Origin of the sequence: Enterococcus sp. AZ188 (assembly GCF_050544075.1) — a bacterium.
In the GTDB taxonomy this organism is placed as follows: domain Bacteria; phylum Bacillota; class Bacilli; order Lactobacillales; family Enterococcaceae; genus Enterococcus_D; species Enterococcus_D entomosocium.
The window spans coordinates 1,902,098-1,926,345 of record NZ_CP172943.1 but is presented as its reverse complement, the minus strand read 5'-3'; the positions used below and the strand labels follow the sequence as shown (position 1 = coordinate 1,926,345).

At 41.9% G+C, this 24,248-nt stretch carries 23 protein-coding genes; 16 read left to right on the top strand and 7 right to left on the bottom strand.

All coding sequences use genetic code 11. The features are described 5' to 3' along the window. Positions 1 to 42 precede the first annotated feature (42 nt). Entirely contained in the window at positions 43 to 396 is a 354-nt protein-coding gene (locus IGI86_RS08945) for a phosphatase PAP2 family protein (protein ID WP_430617947.1), read from the bottom strand. Further along, positions 297 to 608: a hypothetical protein gene (locus IGI86_RS08940; protein ID WP_430617960.1), complete on the bottom strand. Its 312-nt coding sequence runs from the start codon at positions 606 to 608 to the stop codon at positions 297 to 299. Before IGI86_RS08940 ends, IGI86_RS08945 begins: the two co-directional genes overlap by 100 nt. Positions 609 to 730: 122 nt before the next feature. Between IGI86_RS08940 and truB the strand changes: the two genes are divergently transcribed. The 4 genes from truB (at position 731) to iadA (ending at position 5,759) form a co-directional block, all read left to right on the top strand. Then, complete coding sequence (gene truB, locus IGI86_RS08935) at positions 731 to 1,657, top strand: tRNA pseudouridine(55) synthase TruB (RefSeq protein ID WP_016610162.1); 927 nt, start codon at positions 731 to 733, stop codon at positions 1,655 to 1,657. A 2-nt stretch (positions 1,658 to 1,659) separates the two neighbouring features. Further along, positions 1,660 to 2,613: a riboflavin biosynthesis protein RibF gene (gene ribF / locus IGI86_RS08930; protein ID WP_430617173.1), complete on the top strand. Its 954-nt coding sequence runs from the start codon at positions 1,660 to 1,662 to the stop codon at positions 2,611 to 2,613. A 239-nt stretch (positions 2,614 to 2,852) separates the two neighbouring features. Then, positions 2,853 to 4,544 (top strand): putative basic amino acid antiporter YfcC, encoded by a 1,692-nt coding sequence (gene yfcC / locus IGI86_RS08925; RefSeq protein ID WP_176273503.1) that lies wholly within the window; start codon positions 2,853 to 2,855, stop codon positions 4,542 to 4,544. A gap of 30 nt (positions 4,545 to 4,574) precedes the next feature. Beyond that, complete coding sequence (gene iadA, locus IGI86_RS08920) at positions 4,575 to 5,759, top strand: beta-aspartyl-peptidase (RefSeq protein ID WP_016620344.1); 1,185 nt, start codon at positions 4,575 to 4,577, stop codon at positions 5,757 to 5,759. 136 nt (positions 5,760 to 5,895) lie between these two features. On the opposite strand, the gene IGI86_RS08915 is transcribed toward iadA, so the two are convergent. Further along, on the bottom strand, positions 5,896 to 6,762 hold the full coding sequence (locus IGI86_RS08915) for an aldo/keto reductase (protein WP_005235638.1): 867 nt from the start codon (positions 6,760 to 6,762) through the stop codon (positions 5,896 to 5,898). Between the two features lie 117 nt (positions 6,763 to 6,879). Between IGI86_RS08915 and IGI86_RS08910 the strand changes: the two genes are divergently transcribed. From IGI86_RS08910 to IGI86_RS08860, 11 genes are all read left to right on the top strand, one after another. Further along, complete coding sequence (locus IGI86_RS08910) at positions 6,880 to 7,527, top strand: hypothetical protein (protein ID WP_005235640.1); 648 nt, start codon at positions 6,880 to 6,882, stop codon at positions 7,525 to 7,527. Positions 7,528 to 7,970: 443 nt separating this feature from the next. Next, a complete protein-coding gene (gene hemW, locus IGI86_RS08905; RefSeq protein ID WP_008378119.1) occupies positions 7,971 to 9,161 on the top strand; it encodes a radical SAM family heme chaperone HemW in 1,191 nt (396 codons plus the stop codon). Positions 9,162 to 9,343: 182 nt separating this feature from the next. Then, the gene (gene hrcA / locus IGI86_RS08900) at positions 9,344 to 10,387 is read left to right on the top strand and encodes a heat-inducible transcriptional repressor HrcA (protein ID WP_005225934.1); all 1,044 of its coding nucleotides are present in this window, start codon (positions 9,344 to 9,346) and stop codon (positions 10,385 to 10,387) included. A gap of 38 nt (positions 10,388 to 10,425) precedes the next feature. Then, entirely contained in the window at positions 10,426 to 11,013 is a 588-nt protein-coding gene (gene grpE, locus IGI86_RS08895) for a nucleotide exchange factor GrpE (RefSeq protein ID WP_005235647.1), read from the top strand. Between the two features lie 52 nt (positions 11,014 to 11,065). Beyond that, entirely contained in the window at positions 11,066 to 12,895 is a 1,830-nt protein-coding gene (gene dnaK / locus IGI86_RS08890; protein ID WP_005235649.1) for a molecular chaperone DnaK, read from the top strand. 126 nt (positions 12,896 to 13,021) lie between these two features. Continuing rightward, a complete protein-coding gene (gene dnaJ, locus IGI86_RS08885) occupies positions 13,022 to 14,191 on the top strand; it encodes a molecular chaperone DnaJ (RefSeq protein ID WP_430617172.1) in 1,170 nt (389 codons plus the stop codon). Between the two features lie 187 nt (positions 14,192 to 14,378). Next, positions 14,379 to 15,479 carry a glycerol dehydrogenase gene (locus tag IGI86_RS08880; RefSeq protein ID WP_008382170.1) on the top strand — a complete coding sequence of 367 codons (1,101 nt, stop codon included), beginning with the start codon at positions 14,379 to 14,381 and terminating at the stop codon, positions 15,477 to 15,479. 405 nt (positions 15,480 to 15,884) lie between these two features. Next, positions 15,885 to 16,850, top strand: coding sequence for a PLP-dependent cysteine synthase family protein (locus IGI86_RS08875; protein WP_005235659.1), 966 nt, complete (start codon positions 15,885 to 15,887; stop codon positions 16,848 to 16,850). Beyond that, positions 16,840 to 17,985 (top strand): cystathionine gamma-synthase, encoded by a 1,146-nt coding sequence (locus IGI86_RS08870; RefSeq protein ID WP_086299385.1) that lies wholly within the window; start codon positions 16,840 to 16,842, stop codon positions 17,983 to 17,985. Before IGI86_RS08875 ends, IGI86_RS08870 begins: the two co-directional genes overlap by 11 nt. A gap of 2 nt (positions 17,986 to 17,987) precedes the next feature. Beyond that, positions 17,988 to 18,632 carry a class I SAM-dependent methyltransferase gene (locus tag IGI86_RS08865; RefSeq protein ID WP_005235661.1) on the top strand — a complete coding sequence of 215 codons (645 nt, stop codon included), beginning with the start codon at positions 17,988 to 17,990 and terminating at the stop codon, positions 18,630 to 18,632. A gap of 12 nt (positions 18,633 to 18,644) precedes the next feature. Then, the gene (locus IGI86_RS08860) at positions 18,645 to 19,100 is read left to right on the top strand and encodes an S-ribosylhomocysteine lyase (RefSeq protein ID WP_008382180.1); all 456 of its coding nucleotides are present in this window, start codon (positions 18,645 to 18,647) and stop codon (positions 19,098 to 19,100) included. A gap of 94 nt (positions 19,101 to 19,194) precedes the next feature. On the opposite strand, the gene IGI86_RS08855 is transcribed toward IGI86_RS08860, so the two are convergent. Continuing rightward, a complete protein-coding gene (locus IGI86_RS08855; protein ID WP_086299386.1) occupies positions 19,195 to 19,950 on the bottom strand; it encodes a Tat pathway signal sequence domain protein in 756 nt (251 codons plus the stop codon). Positions 19,951 to 20,055: 105 nt separating this feature from the next. Continuing rightward, a complete protein-coding gene (locus IGI86_RS08850; protein ID WP_086299387.1) occupies positions 20,056 to 20,598 on the bottom strand; it encodes a hypothetical protein in 543 nt (180 codons plus the stop codon). 390 nt (positions 20,599 to 20,988) lie between these two features. Between IGI86_RS08850 and IGI86_RS08845 the strand changes: the two genes are divergently transcribed. After that, positions 20,989 to 21,228, top strand: coding sequence for a hypothetical protein (locus IGI86_RS08845; protein WP_008382185.1), 240 nt, complete (start codon positions 20,989 to 20,991; stop codon positions 21,226 to 21,228). Between the two features lie 52 nt (positions 21,229 to 21,280). Here the strand turns inward: IGI86_RS08845 and IGI86_RS08840 are convergent, their stop codons facing one another. After that, entirely contained in the window at positions 21,281 to 22,018 is a 738-nt protein-coding gene (locus IGI86_RS08840; protein WP_005235668.1) for an amino acid ABC transporter ATP-binding protein, read from the bottom strand. Between the two features lies 1 nt (position 22,019). Then, positions 22,020 to 24,173: an amino acid ABC transporter substrate-binding protein/permease gene (locus IGI86_RS08835; protein WP_008382186.1), complete on the bottom strand. Its 2,154-nt coding sequence runs from the start codon at positions 24,171 to 24,173 to the stop codon at positions 22,020 to 22,022. Positions 24,174 to 24,248 lie beyond the last annotated feature (75 nt).

Genomic DNA, 24,248 nt, shown 5'->3' with positions numbered 1-24,248 from the left:
CAGCTTCCAATCGAAGCTGTTCTTTTTTATTTGAAAAGAGCATCAGGTATTCATCAGTAAAGTTACCAGTCCAGCAACACCTGTCCCCAAGAGCCAGCCTCCGATCACATCTGTTAAAAAATGGATCCCTAAGTAGACTCTGCTAAAGCCGATCATAAAGCTTAACAAAACTGCCAGCAGAGTCATCGGAAGGACTGCTGAGGGAACCAATTGTCCAAGATTCAAGGCGATCGTTCCGTACATGGCAGCGGATGTGGCAGCATGGGCACTAGGAAAGCTGTGATCTTTTTCTTCAACTAAACGATGATCGATCGGACGATCCGTTTGATCAGGTAAGCAGCTGCTGATACTATGAAGATACTGACTGCTGTTTTTGGTGCAAGATCCGCCCGCGATGATGGAAAGACAAACAATAGTAAAGCGATCGCAACTGTCGGAAAGGCTTTTCCTAAATTGGTAAAAAAGTGCATCATGCGCGTCAAAGAAGGCGTACGGCTTTGGATGATCTGCAAAGCAAACGCTTCTTCCCAACGCTGCATCGTGCCGAGCTGAATCATGATCAAAAAGATGGCAAATCCAATAAATGACCCTATCGTTAAAACAACCATTCTAGGACCTCCTTATATGCTTAGTTTATCATGTAATGAGAAGGAGCGAAAAGGATTTTGTCGTGCAATGAATTTTTTTTATATGTTATAATAAGCAAGTTGAAGTGAAATGGAGGAATACGATGGACGGGATTTTACCATTATGGAAAGAGCGTGGACAAACAAGTCACGACTGCGTGTTTAAATTACGAAAAATATTAAAGACAAAAAAAATCGGACACAGCGGCACACTAGATCCTGACGTGGATGGTGTCTTGCCCATTTGTATCGGAAAAGGAACGAAGATCGTCGAATACTTGGTTGATTCTGGAAAAGTCTACACCGGGGAAATCACCTTGGGCTTCAGTACCACTACAGAAGATCGGTCGGGGGATATCGTTGAACAACAAGCACTAACTCGTCCGTTTACGAAGACAGAAATCGATCAGGCAATGAAACAGTTGACGGGGACGATTACCCAGATCCCGCCGATGTATTCGGCGGTCAAAGTCAATGGCAAACGACTTTACGAATATGCTCGCAACAATGAAACTGTCGAGCGACCACAGCGCAAAGCAGAAATTTATTCCTTCAAACGAATTTCAGAGCCGGTTTTTCATGAGGACAATACGCAAAGCTGGCGTTTTGAAGTTTCTTGTGGAAAAGGGACTTATGTTCGCACGTTAGCGGTCGACACAGGAAAATTGCTGGGTGTACCCGCGCATATGTCTGATTTGACTCGCTTAAAAAGCGGTGGTTTTTCTAAAGAACAATCTTACACGATTGCAGAGGTGCAAAAGGCAGTCGATGAACAACGTGTTTCGGAACTACTGCTACCGGTGGAATATGGGGTATCGGAGTTTGTTCAAGTGACGATCGATGCGGACCTCTGGCAGAAAGTAAAAAATGGCATGCGCTTGCCTTTCAGCGTGTTTGGATTACAAGAGCGCCCAGAGGAATTAGTGGCGATTTTTTATCGAGAACAATTGATCAGTATCTATAAAGCTCATGACAAATACCAAGATATGATGAAACCGGTAAAAGTCATCCGTACAGAAATAGGAGAATGAACATGGAAATCATTGAAATGAGACACCCTTATGATCACGAAACGATTCCTGATGAGGAGATCGTCTTAGTGTTAGGCTTTTTCGATGGCGTACATCTAGGTCATCAGAAAGTCATTGAAACAGGACGAAAGATCGCAGAAGAAAAAGGGTTAAAATTGGCATTAATGACCTTTAATCAACATCCCTCGATCGTTTTCCAAAAAGTCGATCCTGAAAAAATGCAATACCTGACCAGCTTGGCTCAAAAGGAAGCGCATATGGAAAAGCTTGGAGTAGATATTCTTTATATCATTGAGTTTACTTCTGCTTTTGCAAATCTGGCACCACAAGTGTTTGTGGATGAATACATGATCGGTCTGCATGCAAAAGTTGTTGTTGCTGGATTCGACTATACCTACGGCAAGAAAGAGATAGCCAACATGGCGCTGTTACCAACATATGCAGAAAATCGTTTTGAAGTTGTGACTGTCGCGCAAGAATCGTTTGATGAAGAAAAGGTTAGCTCCACACGCATTCGCTCTGCCCTACAAAATGGCGATATGGCACAAGTCAATCGCTTGTTAGGGTATATTTATGAATTTGAAGGAACCGTCGTTCACGGTGATGCTAGAGGACGAGAACTTGGGTTTCCAACCGCGAATATCAAAGTAAAGAGCACCGTTCGGTTGCCAAAAGAAGGCGTCTATGTGACGGAAATCAAAGTCGGTGACAAGTGGTATCCATCGATGGGATCGATTGGTCACAATGATACGTTTGGTCAGGGGCGCCAGTTAACAGTTGAAATCTATATTCTCGATTTTCACCAAGATATCTATGGTGAAACCGTGGCGATCCGCTGGAATCATTTCTTACGTGATCAAGTCGCTTTCAATGGCGCACAAGCGTTGATCGAACAATTAAAGCAAGATGAACGAGACACTGAAACTTATTTTGATGGGCTTTCTGAAGAAAACTAAGCATTCGTAGTGAAAAGAAGCGTTTCTGGCTTCTTTTCACTTTTTCTTTTTCTTTCTTTTTATAACGTAGTTTATTTGAATTCTAATGCTTTCCCCATGAGGAAAAAACGTTTTTTCGATATACTAAAAAATAGGCAAAAATGATAATTTATGCAGAACGCTGCAAAGGGAAAGGGAGAGAAAAAGTGACAATTGGAAAAAAAGCGAAAAAGGGGAAAGAAAAGAAAGATTTAACTAAAATGAAAACGCCTCATACGTATGTCATCATCTTTGGGGTCGTATTGTTGGCGTGGTTGCTGACTTTCTTAGTTCCCGCTGGAAAATTCAGTACACAAGAAATCGAGTATACCGATGCAAATGGGGAAATAAGTACCAGAACGGTCTTGATGCAAGATTCGTTTCGTTATGCCTACCCGTTAGATAACGAATACGTCTATCAACAGTTGAATCAATTGGAAGACGATCCACAAGAGTTGGAAGAATTAGATGTCGATCCTGAGGCTTTAGCAGCTGTTCTAGCTGAAGGGCCTAAAGAGTTGTCCCAGAGTCAATTAGATGAGGTGGGACTGACCGATGACACGCTTTACAGTCTTTACGGCGAAAAAATTTATGATACTTCTGAAAAACTGCACAAAACAGCCAAGGTTTGGGGAACTGATGACTTTAACGGTTTCGGCTTCTTAAATTTTGTTTTTGAAGGATTGGTTTCTGGTGATAAATACGGCTCAGCAGTTGGGATCGCAGCACTGATCCTAGTGGTCGGTGGTGCGTTTGGTATTATCATGCAAACCGGAGCGATTGATGCGGGGATCTTTGCATTTATCAGCAAAACTCGTGGATTAGAACGCTTGGCATTGCCGCTGTTGTTCTTTGCTTTTTCATTTGGGGGCGCTACCTTTGGGATGGCAGAAGAAGTCATTCCGTTTTCGATGGTCATGGTGCCTTTCGTGATCGCATTGGGGTATGATTCGATCGTGGCGGTCACCGTCACCTATGTCGCCTCCCAGATTGGAAATGCCACCTCGTGGATGAGTCCGTTTAGTGTGGCAGTAGCTCAAGGGATCGCAGGTATTCCCGTTCTTTCAGGCGCAACGTTCCGAATCATCATGTGGGTCGTGGTTACCGCACTATCCGCAGGGTACCTCATGATCTATGCCGAAAGAATTCGCAAGAATCCTGAGAAATCGCTAACGTATCAATCGGATGCGTATTTTAGAAATCATCTTGAAAAAACCTCCAGTGAGCAAAAACCATTTTTATTAGGTCATAAATTGATCTTGGTTGAAATGCTGGCGGTTTTGATCTGGATCGTATGGGGTGTGACGCAGAAAGGCTACTATATTCCCGAGATTGCTTCTCAATTCTTTGTTATGGGCTTAGGGGCAGGAATCATAGCGGTTCTTTTCAAATTAGAAAATATGGGCTTGAATGATGTGGCGAGTGCCTTTCAATCTGGTGCCTCAGAATTGGCAGGAACTGCAATCGTTGTAGGGATGGCCAAAGGGATTCTTCTGGTTCTCGGCGGTTCTGATGCCAATGTGCCGTCAGCGTTGAATACGATTTTGCACAGCATCGGCGGATTGTTAAGCAATGTTCCAGCTTTTATTGGTGCCTGGTTCATGTACATTTTCCAAAGCTTCTTCAATTTGATCGTGACTTCAAATTCAGGTCAAGCTGCATTAACCATGCCGATCATGGCGCCATTAGCCGATCTTTTAGGTGTCTCTAGACAGATCGCTGTCTTGGCTTATCAATTAGGCTCGGGCTTTATGGATGCCTTCACTCCAGTATCGGCAAGTCTGATCGGTGTCTTAGGTGTCGCAAGAATCGAATGGGTGAAATGGGCGAAATTCCAGATCAAAATGCAAGGTTTCTTATTTGTATTAGGAACGATTTTTATCTTTATTGCGGTCGCAATCGGCTTGCAATAAGAAGTAATCAGCCACAAGGAGGAAGCACTTATGAAGGTGATACGACAAGCAGAGGTTTACGCTCCTGACTATTTAGGAAAAAAAGATATTTTATTAAATGAAGACAAGATCATTGCTATTCAAGATTCGATTGAAGGAGGATTCTCAGGTGTTCCTCTTGAAGAAATCGATGGCACAGGGTTACTCGCTGTGCCCGGCTTTATTGACTGCCACTTTCATATCTTAGGAGGTGGCGGGGAAGGCGGCTTTCAAAACCGGACACCAGAAGTGAAATTGAGTCAATTGACCTCTGCAGGAGTAACGACAGTGGTTGGCTGTTTAGGTACTGACGGAGTAGGCAGAGATATGACTGCCTTGATCAGTAAGGCGCGTGGACTAGAGGCGGAAGGCATCACGACTTATCTTTATGACGGTTCGTATCGATTGCCTTTGGCGCCCGTCACGGATTCCATCATCCAAGATTTTTTGACTATCGATAAAATTATTGGTATCGGTGAAATTGCCGTTTCTGACCATCGTTCTTCACAACCAAGTTTCGAAGAATTTACCCGCGCGGTTGCGGATGCTCGTGTTGGTGGGATGCTTTCTGGAAAAGCAGGTATCGTAAACGTCCACTTAGGTGGAGGAAAGAAAAAATATGAGCTGCTTTTACGAACCATCGAAGAGACAGAGATTCCAATCAGCCAATTTTTACCGACACATGCCAATCGGACCAGCGAGCTTTTCGAAGCAAGTATTGCTTTTGCAAAAATGGGTGGAACGATTGATTTTACGGCGAGTGAAGATCCTGATTTCTGGGAAAAAGAAGACGATGAGGTTCGCTTCAGTAAAGGATTGAAACGTTTGTTAGCAGAAGGGATCGGCCTGGATCAATTTACCATGACCTCTGATGGGCAAGGCAGCCTCCCGTACTTTGATGAAAACAATCAATTCATAGGTCTGGGTGTCGGCAGTTCGCGAGCGCTGATGGTAGGCATTAAAGAAGCAGTCCAAAAAGAGCAGATTCCATTGGAGATCGCCATTCGAGCAATCACTTCCAATCCAGCGAAAGTATTGAAGCTTGATCAAAAGGGACGTCTTGCAGCAGGGATGGATGCTGATATTTGCTTGCTGAACAAAGACTCATTAGCAGTAGAAACGGTTCTAGCAAAAGGCAGAACAATGGTAGAAGAACAAGAAGTAAAAGTGTGGGGTACCTTTGAACAACTAACATAAGAAGAATTCAGTTTTAACAGACTAAGAAACGGTTGTTTTTCTAAACAGAGTTGTAGAAGAAAATAAGCAGCCCGATCCATGACCAGCATTTACTGGACTTGATCGGACTGCTTTTTTCAATTAAACGCAAGTATTCTTAAGCTTGCAACTCATCCAATTTCTTCATGTCTTCTTCAGAAATTTCAAAGTCAACTTTGGCATTGTCAGCAATGTATTCTTCATGAACGGATTTTGGCAATGGCAGAATGTCTTTTTGTAGCAAGTAACGAATTGAAAGTTGTGGAATAGATTTTCCATAGGCTTCAGCAATCGTCTTCACTGCATCGTTATCGAGTAAACGACCAGTAGCGATTGGTGAATAGCCTTCCACTAAAATTTCGTGCGCTTTGCAAAATGTCAATAGTTCTTCATTTGTGCGGCCAATATGGTAAATAAACTGGTTGACCATCGGTTTCACATCGCAATGGTCAAAAATATTTTGCAAATCTTTTTGATCGAAGTTGGAAACACCAATCGATTTTACTTTTCCACTTAAGTAGGCTTCTTCTAATGCTTTCCAAACATCGATGTTTTCAAGATAAAAATCTTTGTTTTCTGGATTGTTTCCCATGATTTTCCAAGGACGAGGGGCATGGATCAAAATCAAATCGATATACCCTAAGTCAAGTTTTTTTAGAGAGGCATCAATGCTATCAACCGCTTCTTGGTAGGTCTTTAACTCAGCAGGTACTTTCGTGGTAACAAAAATTTCATCGCGGGCAACGCCTGAATCGCGCACAGCTTTCCCAACCGCTTCTTCGTTTTTGTAAGCTGCCGCTGTATCGACATGTCGATAACCATTTTGAATGGCAAATTTTGTTGCGTTGTAAGCATCTTCTGGAGAAGATTGCCAGGTTCCAAGGCCAATCTTAGGAATTGCCAGTTTGTTCTGCAAGGTAAATGTTTCTTGTAATATCACGTATCTCAACCTACTTTCATCGCTTTTTTTTGTTACATCTTCCATTATAAAACGTTTTCTTGTTTGAAACAAATCAGACGCTGAAACTTTTGAGGGAAATTGACTTTCAAAAGGATCTTTGATACATTATCAGCAACCTAAACACAGAAAGATGTGGAAAAAATGGATTTTGTTAAAGAAGATTTTGCCTATTATCGGCGCTCTTTTGAATTGATGTATCGCAGTTATTTCCGTAGAAGAATGATTGCCCTTGGTGTGGCGATTTTGATTATCTTAGGTTATTTACTTTTGTTACAAGAAAGTTTGCTTTTAAATATCATTTTGCTAGTTATATTGCTAGGCATAATGGCGTGGTTGGTTTCACTTTATCAGCGAGCGAGTGAGGTCGTACTTGCTTTCGAAGAAGAAAATCAGGTGCCGCAAATTCATCAACTGACAGAATTTGAGGATCATTATGCGTTCCAAATGAATGATGGAACAACGATGCGCGTGAAGAAAAACGGCAATCGCAACTTTCCTTCCAATAATAAGCAGTACACGTTGATGGCAGGCTATAAAAAAGTTTTCTTTGTGCAACAACCCTTGATGATTTTTTATTATGACCTCTTGGAGATGAAGTATGATGAAGCGTATCGTTTGAAACGAAACCGCCAAAACGGGTTCAATCGTTGGTCGCGTTATTTCAGTTTTCGCTCCTTTAAGGGATCGATTGGCAATGTCTTTCAATTCTTGCTGGGAAATATTTTCTTCTTATTTATTGCGTATCGGTTGATCCGCTATCTGATCGATATTTTGCTGCACATTTTATAACTGTTACCAAGGTGAAGATTCTCATCGTTTTCATAGACTGGTGAAAAAGATGATAGGACTTAATTTTTTTAAAAAGGTATACTTAAGTCAGATAAGACAAGCAATTGTCTTTCATGAATAAGAGTCCTGCTCTTGTTAAGTAAGCCGTCAACAACAGCTTATCTATTGTGGCGCTAACAGTTTGGGGGAAGTGTTAGTTCTTGTAACAAACAGATTTTTTTCTGGGCGGGATAAGAACAAAAGCGGTATTTTACCGTACTTAATAAGAGTAGTGCTCTTTATTTTTTCTATGAATATTTGAAGACATCACTTCTTGGAAGTGGTGTTTTTTCTTGCTTAAAAATAGTCCAAGTGATAGGAGAATTCTAAGAACTATGCTACAATGAGTGCCGGTGCTCTCAGCGGTGGGAGCAAAAAAGAAGGTAGAGGAGAATTACTTAGGAATGCCTGAAGGTCAAACAATAAACGATCCATCTACAAAAAGCGCGCAAAATATTTCTGCGTATATACATATACCTTTCTGTGAACATATCTGCTACTACTGTGACTTCAACAAAGTGTTTTTAGAAGGGCAGCCAGTGGATGAGTACATCGAAGCGTTACTAAAAGAAATTGAGCTGACCCTCTTGCGTCAGCCTCTCAATGAGGCGAAAACGATTTATATCGGCGGCGGGACGCCAACGTCGCTTTCGGCGAACCAACTGGATCGATTGCTGTCAGGTGTGCATGAATTGCTGCCAACACACACAACCAAAGAGTTTACAGTGGAAGCAAATCCTGGTGATTTGAGTGAAGAAAAAATGCTGGTTTTGAAAAACCATCAAGTCAATCGCTTGTCGATGGGGGTCCAGACCTTTGATAATCGCTTGCTTAAAAAAATTGGCCGCAAGCATACCGCTGAAGATGTTTATTCAACTATTCAGCTGCTGGAAAAACATGATTTTCAGAATGTGACGATCGATTTGATTTATGCACTTCCGGGACAAAGCATAGAAAGCTTCCGTGATACACTGACGCGAGCGATTGATCTCGGGTTGCCTCACTATGCGATGTATTCTTTGATTTTAGAAAACAAAACCATGTTTATGAACTGGGTTCGCCAAGGGAGAATGGCACTGCCTTCTCAAGAAGCTGAAACGCAGATGTTTGATGAGGCGATCGCCGCGATGACAAAAGCTGGATTGAACCAATATGAAATCAGTAATTTTGCACGACCAGGGTATGAGTCCTTGCATAATCTAGTGTATTGGAACAATGAACATTATTTTGGCTTTGGGGCAGGCGCCAGCGGGTATCTTGGACAGACTCGCTACAAGAACAAAGGTCCAATCCAGCATTATTTGAAACCATTACAGGAAAATCAGTTGCCAATCCACGAAATCGAAGAATTGACAACCAGCAATCAAATGGAAGAGGAACTGTTTTTAGGCCTTCGTAAAAAGGTCGGCATTTCAAAAATACAGTTTGCAGAAAAATTCGGGAAGTCTTTTCAGGAAATCTATGGTTCAACGAGCGAACAGTTGATTCAAAAAGGCTGGTTGGCTAGTCAAGGTGACCGTGTCTTTTTAACGAAAGCTGGGATGTTTATTGGCAACGAAGTGTTTGAAGCATTTCTCTTGGATGGAGAAAAATAAGAAAGAACGAGTAAGAGAAGTAGCCATTTCGTGCTGCTTCTTTTTTTGATTTCTTTTTTAGCACTCTCTTAGAAAGAGTGCTAAAAAAGTGATGCAAATACTTGACATTCCTAGCAAATATGGTATATTTATAATCGTGTTAGCACTTAATAGGAATGAGTGCTAACGGAGGAGTGGATAAAATGTTGACACCTAGACAACAAATGATTTTACACCTCATCATCCAAAATTATACGAATACTGGTCAGCCCACGGGCTCGAAGCGATTGATGGAAGATGGGGTTGAAGCTAGTTCTGCCACCATTCGTAATGAGATGAAGGCGCTGGAAGAAGCTGGACTTCTGTTAAAGACACATTCATCTTCAGGGCGTGTGCCGTCAATAAAAGGGTATCGCTATTACGTTGATCACTTATTGAAGCCATCGGAAGTTGACCAAAACGAAATTCAAACCATTCGTCATTCTTTTGGAAAAGATTTTCATGAAATCAATGAAATCATCCAGCAGTCTGCCACGATCTTGTCCAACTTGACTAGCTATACAGCGTTGTCTCTCGGGCCAGATATGAAGGAAAGGAAATTGACCGGTTTTCGAATCGTCCCATTGAATGCACGACAGATCATCGCGATCATCGTGACGGATAAAGGGAATGTCGAAAATCAAGTCTTTACTCTTCCTGAATCGATGAGCAGCGAAGATTTGGAAAAAATGGTAAGGATCATCAACGACAAATTGATTGGTGAGCCTCTAATGACGGTCTACCATCGTTTAAGAACAGAGATTCCTATGATTCTGCATAAGTATTTTCAAACGACTGACGGAATCGTTGATCTCTTTGATACGATGCTGAGCCACATTTTTGAAGAAAAAATCTTCGTCGGCGGGCGAATGAATCTTCTGGATTTTGAACCGACGCAAGATGTTAGTCAGTTCAAATCGATGTATTCATTTATGAAAAATGCAGATCAGCTGACACAGCTGCTGGCGCCAAGAGATTCTGCGATTCAAATCAGAATCGGCTCTGAGCTTGGCAATGACTTGTTACAAAATATGAGTCTGATCCAAGCTAGCTATGAAATCGAAGGTCATGGACAAGGAACGATCGCTTTATTAGGTCCATCAAGTATGCCGTATTCACGGATGTTTGGTTTGATGGAAGTTTTTCGAGGCGAGTTAGCAAAAAAATTGGCCGATTATTATCGCGCATTAGACGCTGCCAATGAATAAGCGGCAATGAAACAAATCGTAGAAGGGATGGTTGAAACGTGACGGAAAAAGAAGAGCGTTTAGATGAAGAATTAGATAAAACTGCTGAAGAAACCGCAGAAACAACTGAATCTTCAAATGAATCAACTGAAACTGAAGCACAGACTCCTCAACCAGAGGAAGAAACAGTGGAAAAAAGCGAATTGGAACTTTTGCAAGAAAAGAATAATGAATTGGAAGATCAATTCCTGCGTGCTCGTGCAGAGATCGCAAATATCACTTCACGTAACCGCAACGAGCGGGAACTTTTACAAAAATACCGCTCGCAAGATCTTGGCAAAAAACTGTTGCCAGCAATCGACAATTTGGAACGAGCGATGGCAGCAGATGTCGATCAAGACCAAGCGGCGAATTTGAAAAAAGGCGTTGAAATGGTTCTTGAAAGTCTGCGTCAAGCCTTAAAAGAAGAGGGAATCGAAGAGATTCCTGCTGAAGGTGCAATGTTCGATCCGAACTTGCATCAAGCGGTGCAGACTGTACCTGCCTCTGATGAAACACCGGCAGACACAATCGTTACTGTCTTGCAAAAAGGGTATAAATTGCATGATCGTGTCTTGCGTGCAAGCATGGTCATCGTTGCACAATAGTTCTTTCTATCTATAAGTAGATGTTTAAATTAAAAAAGGGAGTGTATTACTTATGAGTAAAATTATCGGTATCGACTTAGGAACAACAAACTCAGCTGTTGCTGTCCTTGAAGGCGGCGAAGCAAAAATCATTACGAATCCAGAAGGAAACCGTACCACACCTTCTGTTGTCTCATTCAAAAATGGTGAGATCCAAGTAGGGGAAGTTGCAAAACGCCAAGCAGTGACAAATCCTAATACGATTTCTTCTATTAAACGCCATATGGGTGAAGCTGGATACAAAGTAGAAGTTGAAGGCAAATCGTATACACCACAAGAAGTTTCCGCAATGGTTCTTCAATACATCAAAGGATTTGCTGAAGACTATTTAGGGGAAAAAGTTGAAAAAGCAGTCATCACTGTTCCTGCATACTTCAACGATGCACAACGTCAAGCAACCAAAGATGCTGGTAAAATTGCCGGTCTTGAAGTAGAACGGATCGTCAATGAACCAACTGCCGCAGCTTTAGCTTATGGGTTAGATAAAACAGATAAAGATGAAAAAATCTTGGTCTTTGACTTAGGTGGCGGTACTTTCGACGTATCGATCCTTGAATTAGGTGATGGCGTCTTTGACGTATTATCAACTGCTGGGGACAACAACCTAGGTGGGGATGACTTTGATAACAAAATCATCGATCACATGGTAGCAGAATTCAAAAAAGAAAACGGCATTGATCTTGGAAAAGATAAAATGGCTTTGCAACGTTTGAAAGATGCTGCTGAAAAAGCGAAAAAAGACTTGTCAGGTGTAACAAGTACACAAATCAGCTTACCGTTTATCACAGCTGGCGATGCTGGTCCATTGCACTTGGAAATGACCTTGACTCGTGCGAAATTTGATGAATTAACAGCAGACTTAGTAGAACGTACAAAAATTCCAGTACGTCAAGCTTTGAAAGATGCTGGGCTATCACAATCAGAAATCGACGAAGTGATCTTAGTTGGTGGTTCAACTCGTATTCCGGCAGTAGTTGATGCTGTACGTAAAGAAACCAATAAAGAACCAAACAAATCAGTAAACCCAGATGAAGTGGTAGCGATGGGGGCTGCGATCCAAGGTGGCGTGATCACTGGGGATGTGAAAGATGTTGTCTTACTAGATGTTACACCATTATCATTAGGTATCGAAACGATGGGTGCTGTCTTCACAAAACTGATCGATCGTAACACAACGATCCCTACAAGTAAATCACAAGTCTTCTCAACTGCAGCAGACAATCAACCAGCCGTTGATATCCATGTCTTGCAAGGGGAACGTCCAATGGCTGCTGATAACAAAACATTAGGAAGATTCCAATTGACGGATATTCCACCAGCACCTCGTGGCATCCCTCAAATCGAAGTAACATTTGATATCGATAAAAATGGGATCGTTAATGTTTCTGCAAAAGATTTAGGTACACAAAAAGAACAAAAAATCACGATCAAATCATCTTCAGGTTTATCAGATGAAGAAATCGAACGCATGGTAAAAGATGCTGAAGCAAACGCTGAAGCTGACAAACAACGCAAAGAAGAAGTTGATCTACGCAATGACGTCGATGCATTGTTGTTCACTGTTGATAAAACATTGAAAGAGCTTGAAGGCAAAGTGGATGCAGACGAAGTCAAAAAAGCGGAAGAAGCTCGTGATGAGTTGAAAGCTGCGGTTGAAGCAAACAACTTAGAAGAAATGAAAACGAAACGTGATGCTTTGAATGAAATCGTACAAAACTTAACCGTTAAATTATACGAACAAGCAGCACAACAACAAGCACAAGAAAATCCAGAAGCTGCACAAGGCGGCGCAGACGATGTGGTTGACGCCGACTTTGAAGAAGTAGACGGTGACGATAAATAATCGCTGTTTGTGAAAAAGCCAAAGTCACCGCTTTGGCTTTTTCTTATGAATTTGCGAAACGTATTTTTCTAGAGCGAATTATATGCTAAAATACGAGAGACGCAAGAATAGAGTGGAGGGAAGCCAATGGCAGACAAAAGAGATTATTATGAGGTCTTAGGTCTACAAAAAGGGGCTTCGGATGACGAAATCAAAAAAGCTTATCGTAAGCTTTCAAAACAATATCATCCAGACATCAATAAAGAACCTGATGCAGAAGCAAAGTTTAAAGAGATTTCTGAGGCCTATGAAATATTAAGTGATTCCCAAAAAAGAGCTGCTTATGACCAGTATGGTCATGCTGGTACCGATCCGAACTACGGAGGCGGTTATGGCGGTGGATTCGGCGGCTTTAACAGTGGCGGATTCTCCGGTGGCGGTTTTGGTGGATTTGAAGACATTTTCGAATCGTTTTTTGGTGGCGGAGGCGGCAGAGCAGCCAATCCTAATGCACCTCGACAAGGAGCAGACTTGCAATATGCGGTTGATCTTTCCTTTGAAGAAGCGATTTTCGGAGTGGAAAAAACTGTTCAATACAATCGTGAAGAAACCTGTCATACCTGCGGCGGGAACGGGGCAAAACCAGGTACTTCACCAGAAACCTGTCATAAATGTCATGGTGCAGGTACTATCAATGTTGAACGTCAAACACCGCTTGGTCGTGTAATGAGCCGTCAAACCTGTGATTTTTGTCATGGAACTGGGAAAGAAATCAAAGAACCATGTACAACCTGTCATGGTACTGGCCATGAAAAGAAAAAACATAATGTAAAAGTCAACGTGCCTGCAGGTGTCGAAGATGGACAACAAATGCGTTTATCTGGCCAAGGGGAAGCTGGAACCAATGGTGGTCCTTATGGGGACCTATACGTTGTTTTCCGTGTGGAAGAAAGTGATATTTTTGATCGTGACGGTTCAGAGATTTATTACGAGTTGCCGTTGAACTTTGTCCAAGCAGCTTTAGGAGATGAGGTCAATGTGCCAACCGTTCACGGGAATGTGAAGTTAAAAATCCCAGCTGGGACCCAAACAGGTACGAACTTCCGCTTACGCGGTAAAGGAGCACCTCGCTTACGGGGAGGCGGCAATGGCGATCAACAAGTCAAAGTGAAGCTGATCACACCTAAGAACTTAAATGAGGAACAAAAAGAAGCATTGCGGGCTTATGCAAAAGCTAGTGGTCATGAAACCACCGAACAACAACCAGAAGGGTTTTTTGATAAAATGAAAGATGCTTTTGGTGGGAAAAAGAAATAACAAGTAAATAATCCAATTCATGCCCTTATAAAACCATCAGTTTTATAAGGGCATGAGTGTTTGTATGGCTATAAATGTGCAGTATGGGCGAGAATCGAATCTTCTTGGCCATCTTTTTTTCTTTTCCTTTGAAATCGCTTGCTTAGTGTGTCACAATAAAAGTAGACCAATTGAAGGAGGAGATACAATGGAAAGAATATTTGCGAGTCCGTCACGATACGTTCAAGGAAAAGGAGTATTGAAGGATGGTTTATCTCACATTAAAGATCTAGGAAAGAAAGTGCTGCTTTTGACCGATGAAACAGTTTGGAAAATTGCCGGGGAAGATTTATTTGAAAATCTCAAAGCGGCTGATTTAGGTCCGGTAAAAGAAATTTTTGGTGGAGAAGCTTCTGCAAATGAAATCGATCGTATCGTCTCTAAAGCCAAAAGCGAATCCATTGAAGTAATTGCTGCATTAGGTGGCGGGAAAGCCATCGATACTGGGAAAGCTGTTGCGGATGAATTAAACATACCGATTGCTGTTTTGCCAACGATCGCTTCTACTGATGCACCAACTTCGGCACTTTCTGTTATTTATACAGATGAAGGTCGCTTTGAAAAATATCGTTTTTACAACAAAAACCCTGAACTTGTCTTAGTGGATACAGCCGTTATTGCGAAAGCGCCTGCCAAATTACTTGCAGCGGGTATTGCGGATGCACTAGCAACCTATGTCGAAGCACGCGCCGTTGCCCGAAGCCATAGTAAGAATATGGTGGGTGGTATTCAACCAATTGCCGGCATGGCAATCGCTGAAAAATGCGAAGAGATTCTTTTTGAGAATGCACTGAAAGCCTATCAAGCAAATAAAAAACAAGTCGTTACCGAAGCTTTTGAACAAATCGTGGAAGCCAACACTCTGTTAAGTGGTTTAGGCTTTGAAAGTGCTGGTTTGGCAGCAGCTCATGCGATCCATAATGGCTTGACAGCCCTTGAAGGAGACGTCCATGATTTGACTCATGGGGAGAAAGTTGCTTACGGGACACTTACACAATTGATGCTGGAAAACGCGGATCCTGATGAAATTGACCAATATATTGAGTTGTATCAGGCGTTGGAATTACCAACGACATTAGCTGAAATGCATCTTTCTGATGTTAGCGATGCAGAGCTTATGAAAGTCGGTAAACAAGCAACCATCGAAGGGGAGACGATTCACAATATGCCGTTCACGGTATCCGCAGAAGATGTTGTAGCCGCGATCAAAGCCGTGGATGCCTATGTGACTGCTTATTATCCTCTTTAATGTTATTTTATAAACGTTCATTGATCGATACTTGTTGATTAAAAAAATATTTGACAAAAAAAAAGAGTCGTGCTATTTTGATAACAAGCAAATTAAAGGAGGGAACAAGACATGACGAACTTCAACACACAAACTACCTGTTGTTGTTGTATGGTGCAAAAAGCAGCATACCCATTTGTCATGCCTATTATTAGTTCCTTTGTCGCAGCAGATCGCTGATTTTTTTAGTGATTCGCTTCTATCCGGATAAGACGACATTTTTTTGGGGTACTGATGTAATAGTCAGTACCCCTTTTTGTTTGCTTTTTTTTACCGCTTTCAATGGCGACGGCTGATGATTGCAAGCCAAAATATGTATATGAAGCTTACAAGTTTTGCCTAAAAATCTGAATAAGGAGTCAAACGATGATCGTTAAAAATGTAAAAGAATTGATAGGGCATACCCCGCTCTTTGAATTTGATGCCGCAGCTTTAGGCGGAAAAAAGGGAAGTAAAATCTATGCGAAACTTGAATATTTAAATCCTGGTGGCAGCATTAAGGACCGCTTAGGAAAGTACTTGATCGATGAGGCATTTCGTGAGCGTACAATCAATCATGAGACAACAGTAATTGAACCGACAGCCGGAAATACCGGGATTGGCTTAGCTATTGCCGGGATCGAGCATGGACTAAAAATGATTTTTGTTATTCCAGAGAAATTCAGCATTGAAAAGCAGCAATTGATTGAGGCATTAGGCGCAACTATCGTTCATACACCAACGGAAGCTGGCATTCAAGGGGCAATCGAAAAAGCAAAGGAATTAGCAAAAGGACAGCCGAATAGTTTTATGCCATTGCAGTTTCATAATCAGAACAATCCTGCAGCCTATCAAGCAACATTGGGGCCTGAGATCTATCAGGAATTACATGGAAAAATTGACAGCTTTGTTGCAGGCGCTGGCAGTGGTGGTACTTTTGCGGGTGTCGCGACGTACTTAAAGAAGCAAAAATCAAGCACTCGTCTTGCTGTTGTTGAACCGGAAGGATCAATCTTGAACGGCGGTCCTGCCCATGGCCACGAGATTGAAGGGATCGGTGTTGAGTTCATTCCACAATTTTTTGACGATTTGCTTATTGATAACATTTATACGATAAGTGATGCCGAAGGCTTTGCCTTTACTCGTTACTTGGCAAGAAACTATGGTCTGCTTGTTGGAAGTTCAAGTGGAGCCGTGATGGCAGCAGCAGTAAAAGAAAGCCTCGAATTACCAACCGGAAGCTCGATCGCCACAGTCTTTCCCGATGGTGGCGACCGCTATCTATCAAAAAAGATTTATGCTGGCCAATCAGCAATCACACCATTCATAGGAGGAACAAACAATGCATTTTAATACAAAAGTAATTCACGGCGGTATCAGCGAAGACGAACTCACCGGTGCAGTCAGTGTGCCAATCTACCAAACATCTACCTATCGGCAAAATGCTCTTGGTCAGCCAAAGCAATATGAATACAGTCGTTCAGGCAACCCAACTCGTTTTGCCTTAGAAGAATTGATTGCGGATCTTGAAGAAGGCGCTCAAGGGTTTGCTTTTGCCTCTGGATTAGCAGCCACCCATGCGATCTTCACGCTTTTTCAGACAGGAGATCATGTCATTTTAGGAGATGACGTTTATGGTGGGACATTTCGTTTGCTTCATCAAGTATTAGAAAAAAGCGGGTTGACTTATTCACTTGTCAAAACCGATGATTTAGTTGCTATTGAAACAGCCATTCTTCCGGAGACCAAAGCGATTTTTCTGGAAACACCGACGAATCCGCTGTTAAAAATCACGGATATCAAATCGGTTGCGAGACTAGCTGCCCAGCACGATCTCTTGACGATCGTGGATAATACCTTTGCGACGCCATATTTTCAAAAGCCGCTACAATTAGGCGCAGATATTGTGATTCACAGTGCTACCAAGTATCTCGGTGGACACAGTGATGTAGTAGCTGGATTAGCGGTTGCCAAAGAGCCGCTAATCGCCGAAAGAATTGCCTTTTTACAAAACGCTATTGGCGGTGTATTGGGGCCTCATGATAGCTGGTTGATCCAACGAAGCATCAAAACACTTGCTTTGCGGATGAAAGCACATCAAAACAATGCGATGAAAATTGCCCACTACTTACAAGCACATCAAGCTGTTGCAAAGGTCTATTATCCAGGATTGATTGACCATGAAGGTCATGAGATCGCCAAATCACAGATGTCCGGGTATAGCGGTATGATATCTTTTGAACTAAACGATGAATCGAAAACAGCAGAATTTGTTGAATCATTAAAGATTTTTACTTTAGCAGAAAGCTTAGGTGGCGTGGAAAGCTTGGTAGAAGTGCCAGCCGTGATGACCCATGCCTCGATCCCTAAAGAAATCCGCCAGCAATCAGGGATCAAAGATGGCCTGATTCGGTTGTCGGTTGGCATCGAAGACAGTGAGGATCTTCTGGCGGATTTAGAACAAGCGTTTGAAAAGGCAGGTAGCTAGTGATGGGCAGAGAGTTTATTCCAATTTTTTCTGACTGGGCAGCTGAGTACGATGAAACAGTTGCAGGTAAGGATGAAGAATATCGAGCGGTTTTTTTCAAATATGAACAGTTACTAGCTGAAATTGCTGAAAAGGCAGGGCGGTCTGTGGTAGAATTTGGTAGTGGAACTGGAAATCTAACACAAGCTCTACTTACTCAAGGAAAAAACGTGCTGGCAATCGAGCCATCGCCAGAGATGCGGCGGATCGCCAAGTCAAAACCCAGTCTTTCTAAAGTGACTTTTGTAGATGGTGATATGGAGGTTTTTCCTGAAATCACGGATGTAATCGATACGATCGTTTCTACCTATGTTTTTCATCATCTTACGGAGGACGAAAAACAACGGGCAATCGGCAAATATGCGGCGATGCTGCCAAAAGGCGGGAAAGTGCTTTTTGGGGATACGATGTTTCTTTCCCTAGCCCGAAAAATGGAGCTAATCGATGAAGCGCGGCAAGCTGGACACCAGCGACTAGCCGCTGATCTGCAACGGGAGTACTATCCAGTTACTGCGGATATCGAACGATATTTTCGCCAACATGGGTTTACCAGTCGTTTTAAGCAAATCAATGAGTATGTTTGGCTTGTGGAAGCACAAAAAGAGTAGGAGAGAAGTACAATGAAAATGAATGTTGAAAGCTTTAATTTGGATCATACGAAAGTCAAAGCACCTTATGTACGGGTTGCCGATAAAAAACAAGGAACAAATGATACCATCATCAAATATGATGTTCGTTTGAAGCAGCCGAACCAAGCACATATGGATATGGCAAGTCTGCATTCTTTAGAACATTTGACGGCAGAGTTGATTCGTAATCATGCAGATTATATCGTGGATTGGTCACCCATGGGATGCCAAACCGGCTTCTATCTGACTGTCTTGAATCATGACGATTATGAAGAGATTTTGACAGTCCTAGAAAAAACCATGAAGGATGTTTTGCAAGCAACTGAAGTACCTGCCAGCAATGAAGTGCAATGCGGTTGGGCGGCGAACCATACCTTAGAAGGTGCGCAAAAATTAGCGCAAGAATTTCTTGATGAACGTGACAATTGGTCGACCGTTTTTGCCTAAACAAAATAGAAGTAGAAAAAAGGTGCCTGCGTTTGTATTCGCGGACGCTTTTTTTGTTAATCCCGCAAAGAGAGGGGGATTAACTATTTTTCGTTTATGGTTCTACCGCTTGGACGGTGATGCCGACTCCATTCGGATTGTAGGTATGACTAATGTAAAACTCAAATCCTTCATGAACAAAGAAAAGTCTCCGAATGGCGCTAACGTCCCTGATGTGAGCATCTAAACCATACTGTACGATCAATGTCTCTTTGATCTCCTCAACATCAGCCTCTTTCTCGAATTGTGAGAAATCAATACCGAAAAATTCTGGGACATCAACCAATGTGATTTTCGCTAATCTTTCATTACCAGAATCATCAAAGTCAAAATCAAATCTGATTTTGGACAGTTTGTCCCGTGAACCTAAAGGCACTCTTTTTGTCTCGAGAGCGCTGCTATCAACCATCATTGATAACAAATCAATGGCTGAATCAGGTAAGCGAGTGGTTACTTTTCTTACTTCATCAACCATTGCTCCTTGATCGGGAGAAAAAACTTTTCTAGTCTCTTCTGTGACGATCACATTTTCGCGGCGCCGCTTTCGGTTGATGGCACTGCGCTCTTGGTTTACCCGATCACTACGTTTGATGAGATCGAGGCCAAGATCGCTGATGGACTCAGGGGAAGGTCTTTCTTCCAGTAAAGCAGTTAAGTAATCGATCTCTAAAAACTGCTCGTAGGCAGCTGCCGGCTGGTTTTCGCTGTAGAAGAGGGCAGCGCCAAGCAAAAAACAACTGATACCCAAAGAAAGCAAAAGGCTTCTTCTGCTATGCTCCCGGATTTTTTTTCTAAGTCGACTCAGTTTCATTTGATCCTTCAACTCCCAAGTTTTTTAGATGACTTCTGATAAAAGTGGTGATTGAATTTCATCCTGCGTTTTACCAATATCAGTCACGTGAGATCGCTTAATGGATTACTCAATTTCTGATTCAGAAAACTGATCATGCCAGGCCACATCAGAAACGGTTCGGTTAATAAGAGTGACAATGATTGCTTCACCATCGGAATTGATCCAGGCATTGGATTCCACACCTACGACTGCTAGTCGCCAAGAAGGAAGGCCACCCATGGTTTCAAGAACTTGATCGCAAGACATTCCTATTTGCAGTTGATGGAGCAAGTCTTTGTTGACTGTTCGATTCCACCGTCGCGGCAGCCCGATCTGCAATTGTTCACAATACGAAAATTGAGGGGCAGCTGTTTCGGTACTGCTCTGAGCTTGTACAACGTCATCAGAAGAAGGAGTTGTTTCTGATGCGGGTTCTGATGCATGGTTCTCAGTTCTGGAAGAAGAAGCTCTGGTTTCTGAATAAGCTGACAAAGTTTGAGAAGACGACGTTGCTTCTGGTGAAAAACTGCTTTTGGTGTTGTCATCCATGATTTCGTCAATCAAGGTACAGCCAGTGAGAAAGAGGGAGAGTATCATTAGTGGGAAAAATAAAATGATGGTTTTCATAAGATAGGTTCCTCCAAAATGATTTTCTTGGCCTTCCTTTGTTATTTTAATGTTGGTTTTTTATTAGGAAAACCCCGTCATTTGCTATAAAATAAAAAAGAAAAATGTTTGTATACCTATTTTGGTTTGGAGGGAGTGTTGTTTAATAAGTGTAACATGTTGCTTCTGATCTGGCTACTTGATTTCAAATGTCCTTTCATGGTTTTAGTAAAATTAGTATCTGCAGCTTACGATGGTGAAAAGGAAATGTTATAATAGATTTAACTACTCAATAAAAACTTGCTATTTTAAAGGTGAACCCTGTATACTCTTACCAGATCAACAGGAACCAGCATACCGGTTGCTAAGAATTTATGTAAGGATTCATAACAAGGAGAGGAGGGAATGAAGATGAGCATCTTAAAGCAGTGGCAAGCAAAACATCAAGCGAAAAAAGAAGCGAAAAAACAAGCGTTACGTTTAAAAAATGCGCAACTTCGTGCAGCAGGGAAAGAGCCATTGAAGGGTTGGGGAAAGATGGTTGATACTGGCGTCGGAGGGGCGAACAAAGCCAACCCTATCGATACAAAAGTATTTTTAGGTGAAAATCAAAAGCGGATTTCAGAAGAAACCAAACGAAAAAATCAATAAAAAAAAAGACCTCTGCAACAGTCCGAGAAAAGAGCTGTTGCAGAGGATTTTTTTAGATATTCAATACTTTGTCTAAGAAATCTTTCGTACGATCGTGCTTAGGGTTGGAAAAGATTTGCTCAGGTGTACCGTCTTCCAAGAAATTACCGCCATCAATAAACATCACACGGTTTGCTACTTCTTTGGCAAAGCCCATCTCATGAGTAACGATTACCATGGTCATTCCTTGTTTTGCCAAATCCTTCATAACATTGAGTACATCTCCAACCATTTCTGGATCGAGGGCGGAGGTTGGTTCATCGAACAACATCACATCGGGATTCATTGCTAAGGCTCTAGCGATTGCCACCCGTTGTTTTTGTCCTCCAGACAGATTGTCCGGGTACATGTCTTTTTTATCTGCCAAACCCACCGTCTCTAATAAACGAATCGCGTTTTGTTCCGCTTCTTGCCGAGAAGCATTTTTTAGATCCATTGGAGCTAAAATAATATTTTCTAAAACCGACAAGTGAGGGAAGAGATTGAAATGCTGAAACACCATGCCGATATGTTGACGAACAGCATTGATATTGGTGTTTTTATCCATCAGATGTGCGCCGTCAACGATAATATCGCCGCTGGTTGGTTCTTCTAAGCGGTTCAAACAGCGTAAGAACGTCGATTTCCCAGATCCTGAAGGGCCGATCACACAAACGACTTCTCCTTCAGCGATTGAAACATTGATATTGTTCAATACGGTATTGTCGCCGTATTTTTTTACAAGATTTTCAACTAAGATTTTTTCTTTCATGCTATTTCACCTTCTTTTCTAAAACTTTTGCAAGTTTCGTTAAAGCTGTGATCACGACTAAGTAAATAATCGCGATGATCAAGTAGACATAGGTACTTTGTGTGGTTCGTGCAACGATGATTTTCCCAGTTTGCAATAATTCTACGACTCCAATAACCGAGATGATCGTTGTATCTTTCAACGAGATAACGAATTGGTTAACGAAAGATGGAATCATGATTTTGATCGCTTGCGGTAAAATGATTTTCTGCATTGTCCGAGTGTAGGTCATCCCCAAACTACGAGAGGCTTCCATCTGACCTTTTGGCACCGCGTTGATCCCACCACGGACGATCTCAGCGATATAGGCACTGGCATTTAAGGTCAATGTAATGACCCCAGCAGCAAAGTCCGGAATCGTGATACCAATCGCATCGGAGAGGCCGAAGAAGATGAAGAAAGCCAATACCATCATAGGAATACCACGAATGATGTCAACATAGATCCCTGCAAAAACCCGCAATGCTTTGATTGGAGCAACACTAAATAGTCCAAAAATGATTCCGATCACTAATGCTAAGGCAAAAGAAATCAATGCTAGTAAAAGGGTATTCCATAATCCTTTTAACAAGACGTTATAGTTGTTGCTGATCAAACCAGTGATCGTTGATTCATCCACTCGTTTTTCTGTGGCAGAGCCATCTTCAATGTATTTATTGATGATTTGATCGTACTCCCCAGTCCGTTTCATTTCTTTCAATGCTTCATTGAACATTTGGATCAGTTCAGGATTTTGGCCTTTTTTCACCGCAAAACCGTACTGACCACCAGATTCTTTTTCAATCGGTGTCACTAGTTTTTGTCCTTGGCTGATGGCATAACCAATCACTGGATAATCATCCATCATGGCATCAATTTGTCCGCCGTTAACAGCCGCATATAATTGATCGGCAGCATCATAATATTTGATCGAATAGCCATATTTCTCTTCGTTGGCGATCAAGAAGTCTGCACTTTCTGTCCCAACTTTTGCACCGACGGTTTTTCCATCTAAATCTTCATAGGATTTGATGGAATCATTGCCTTCTTTTACAGCAATCTGAATACCACTTTCAAAATAAGAATCAGAAAAGTCATAGGATTGACGACGCTCATCAGTGATTGTCATCCCAGCGATCATCCCATCTGCTTGGTTACCATCCAACGCTTGCAAAGCTCCGGAAAAACCGATGAAATTGAATTCGATGTTGAACCCTTGCAATTCTGCCGCCCGGTTCATTAAATCAACATCGATCCCTACGTACTCATTGTCTTCATTTTGGAATTCAAATGGAGCGAAGGCTGAGTCACTGGCAATTCGGTAAACATCTTTCTTTGGTTCGACTTTCACCATTTCACTAGTGCCTGCATCTGTATCAGACGTTGTGATGTAAGTATTGACGATTTCGTCGTATTTGCCGGAAGCTTTCATATTGGCTAAACCAGCGTTGAATTTTTCAAGGAGTTCTTGATTTTGGCCTTTTCTGACGGCAAATCCGTAAGAAGCGCCTTTTTCAGGTTCGCCGACAAGCTTCATTGGTTCGCCATTGTTGATAGCATAGCCAAGCACTGGATAATCATCAAAAGCGGCTGCCACAGTACCATTGCGTACAGCGCCATATAGTCCAGTAGCGTCATCATATAATTTGATGTCGTAGCCATATTGGTCTTTATTGCTTTCTAGAAAGCGGGCACTTTCGGTACCAACCTTTGCACCGACCGTTTCGCCTTCAAGATCCTCGTAGCTAGTAATACTGTCATTGTCAGCAGCTACTGCCATTTGAATCCCACTATCGAAATAAGGATCAGAGAAATCAAAGGTTTCTTTACGTTCATCTGTGATACTCATCCCAGCGATCATGCCATCTAACTGATTTGATTGCACGCCTTGAATGGAGGCGTCAAAACCTAAAGGACGTAAATCAACTGCAAAACCTTGATCTTCTGCGATCGCATTTAATAAATCTATATCGATCCCAACGTATTCATTATTTTCATTTTGGAATTCGAAAGGAGCAAATGTTAAATCTGTTCCTATCTTATACGTAGTTTCCTCCGCACTTGCTGACTTTACTGAGAGCGTAAAAATGCTGATAATCAGCGCGATTAAAGCGAAGGACATGTGTTTTCTTTTCAAGAAAATTCCCCCTTTAGATATAACGTATTTATAGATTATATGGATTTTTTCTTCAACACACAAGTCTTTCTCTTT

Coding starts and splice junctions, on each gene's coding strand:
- IGI86_RS08940 (WP_430617960.1), bottom strand. CDS start 608: ATGGTTGTTTTAACGATAGGGTCATTTATTGGATTTGCCATCTTTTTG.
- truB (WP_016610162.1), top strand. CDS start 731: ATGGACGGGATTTTACCATTATGGAAAGAGCGTGGACAAACAAGTCAC.
- ribF (WP_430617173.1), top strand. CDS start 1,660: ATGGAAATCATTGAAATGAGACACCCTTATGATCACGAAACGATTCCT.
- yfcC (WP_176273503.1), top strand. CDS start 2,853: ATGAAAACGCCTCATACGTATGTCATCATCTTTGGGGTCGTATTGTTG.
- iadA (WP_016620344.1), top strand. CDS start 4,575: ATGAAGGTGATACGACAAGCAGAGGTTTACGCTCCTGACTATTTAGGA.
- IGI86_RS08915 (WP_005235638.1), bottom strand. CDS start 6,762: ATGGAAGATGTAACAAAAAAAAGCGATGAAAGTAGGTTGAGATACGTG.
- IGI86_RS08910 (WP_005235640.1), top strand. CDS start 6,880: ATGGATTTTGTTAAAGAAGATTTTGCCTATTATCGGCGCTCTTTTGAA.
- hemW (WP_008378119.1), top strand. CDS start 7,971: ATGCCTGAAGGTCAAACAATAAACGATCCATCTACAAAAAGCGCGCAA.
- hrcA (WP_005225934.1), top strand. CDS start 9,344: ATGTTGACACCTAGACAACAAATGATTTTACACCTCATCATCCAAAAT.
- dnaK (WP_005235649.1), top strand. CDS start 11,066: ATGAGTAAAATTATCGGTATCGACTTAGGAACAACAAACTCAGCTGTT.
- dnaJ (WP_430617172.1), top strand. CDS start 13,022: ATGGCAGACAAAAGAGATTATTATGAGGTCTTAGGTCTACAAAAAGGG.
- IGI86_RS08880 (WP_008382170.1), top strand. CDS start 14,379: ATGGAAAGAATATTTGCGAGTCCGTCACGATACGTTCAAGGAAAAGGA.
- IGI86_RS08875 (WP_005235659.1), top strand. CDS start 15,885: ATGATCGTTAAAAATGTAAAAGAATTGATAGGGCATACCCCGCTCTTT.
- IGI86_RS08870 (WP_086299385.1), top strand. CDS start 16,840: ATGCATTTTAATACAAAAGTAATTCACGGCGGTATCAGCGAAGACGAA.
- IGI86_RS08865 (WP_005235661.1), top strand. CDS start 17,988: ATGGGCAGAGAGTTTATTCCAATTTTTTCTGACTGGGCAGCTGAGTAC.
- IGI86_RS08860 (WP_008382180.1), top strand. CDS start 18,645: ATGAAAATGAATGTTGAAAGCTTTAATTTGGATCATACGAAAGTCAAA.
- IGI86_RS08855 (WP_086299386.1), bottom strand. CDS start 19,950: ATGAAACTGAGTCGACTTAGAAAAAAAATCCGGGAGCATAGCAGAAGA.
- IGI86_RS08850 (WP_086299387.1), bottom strand. CDS start 20,598: ATGAAAACCATCATTTTATTTTTCCCACTAATGATACTCTCCCTCTTT.
- IGI86_RS08845 (WP_008382185.1), top strand. CDS start 20,989: ATGAGCATCTTAAAGCAGTGGCAAGCAAAACATCAAGCGAAAAAAGAA.
- IGI86_RS08840 (WP_005235668.1), bottom strand. CDS start 22,018: ATGAAAGAAAAAATCTTAGTTGAAAATCTTGTAAAAAAATACGGCGAC.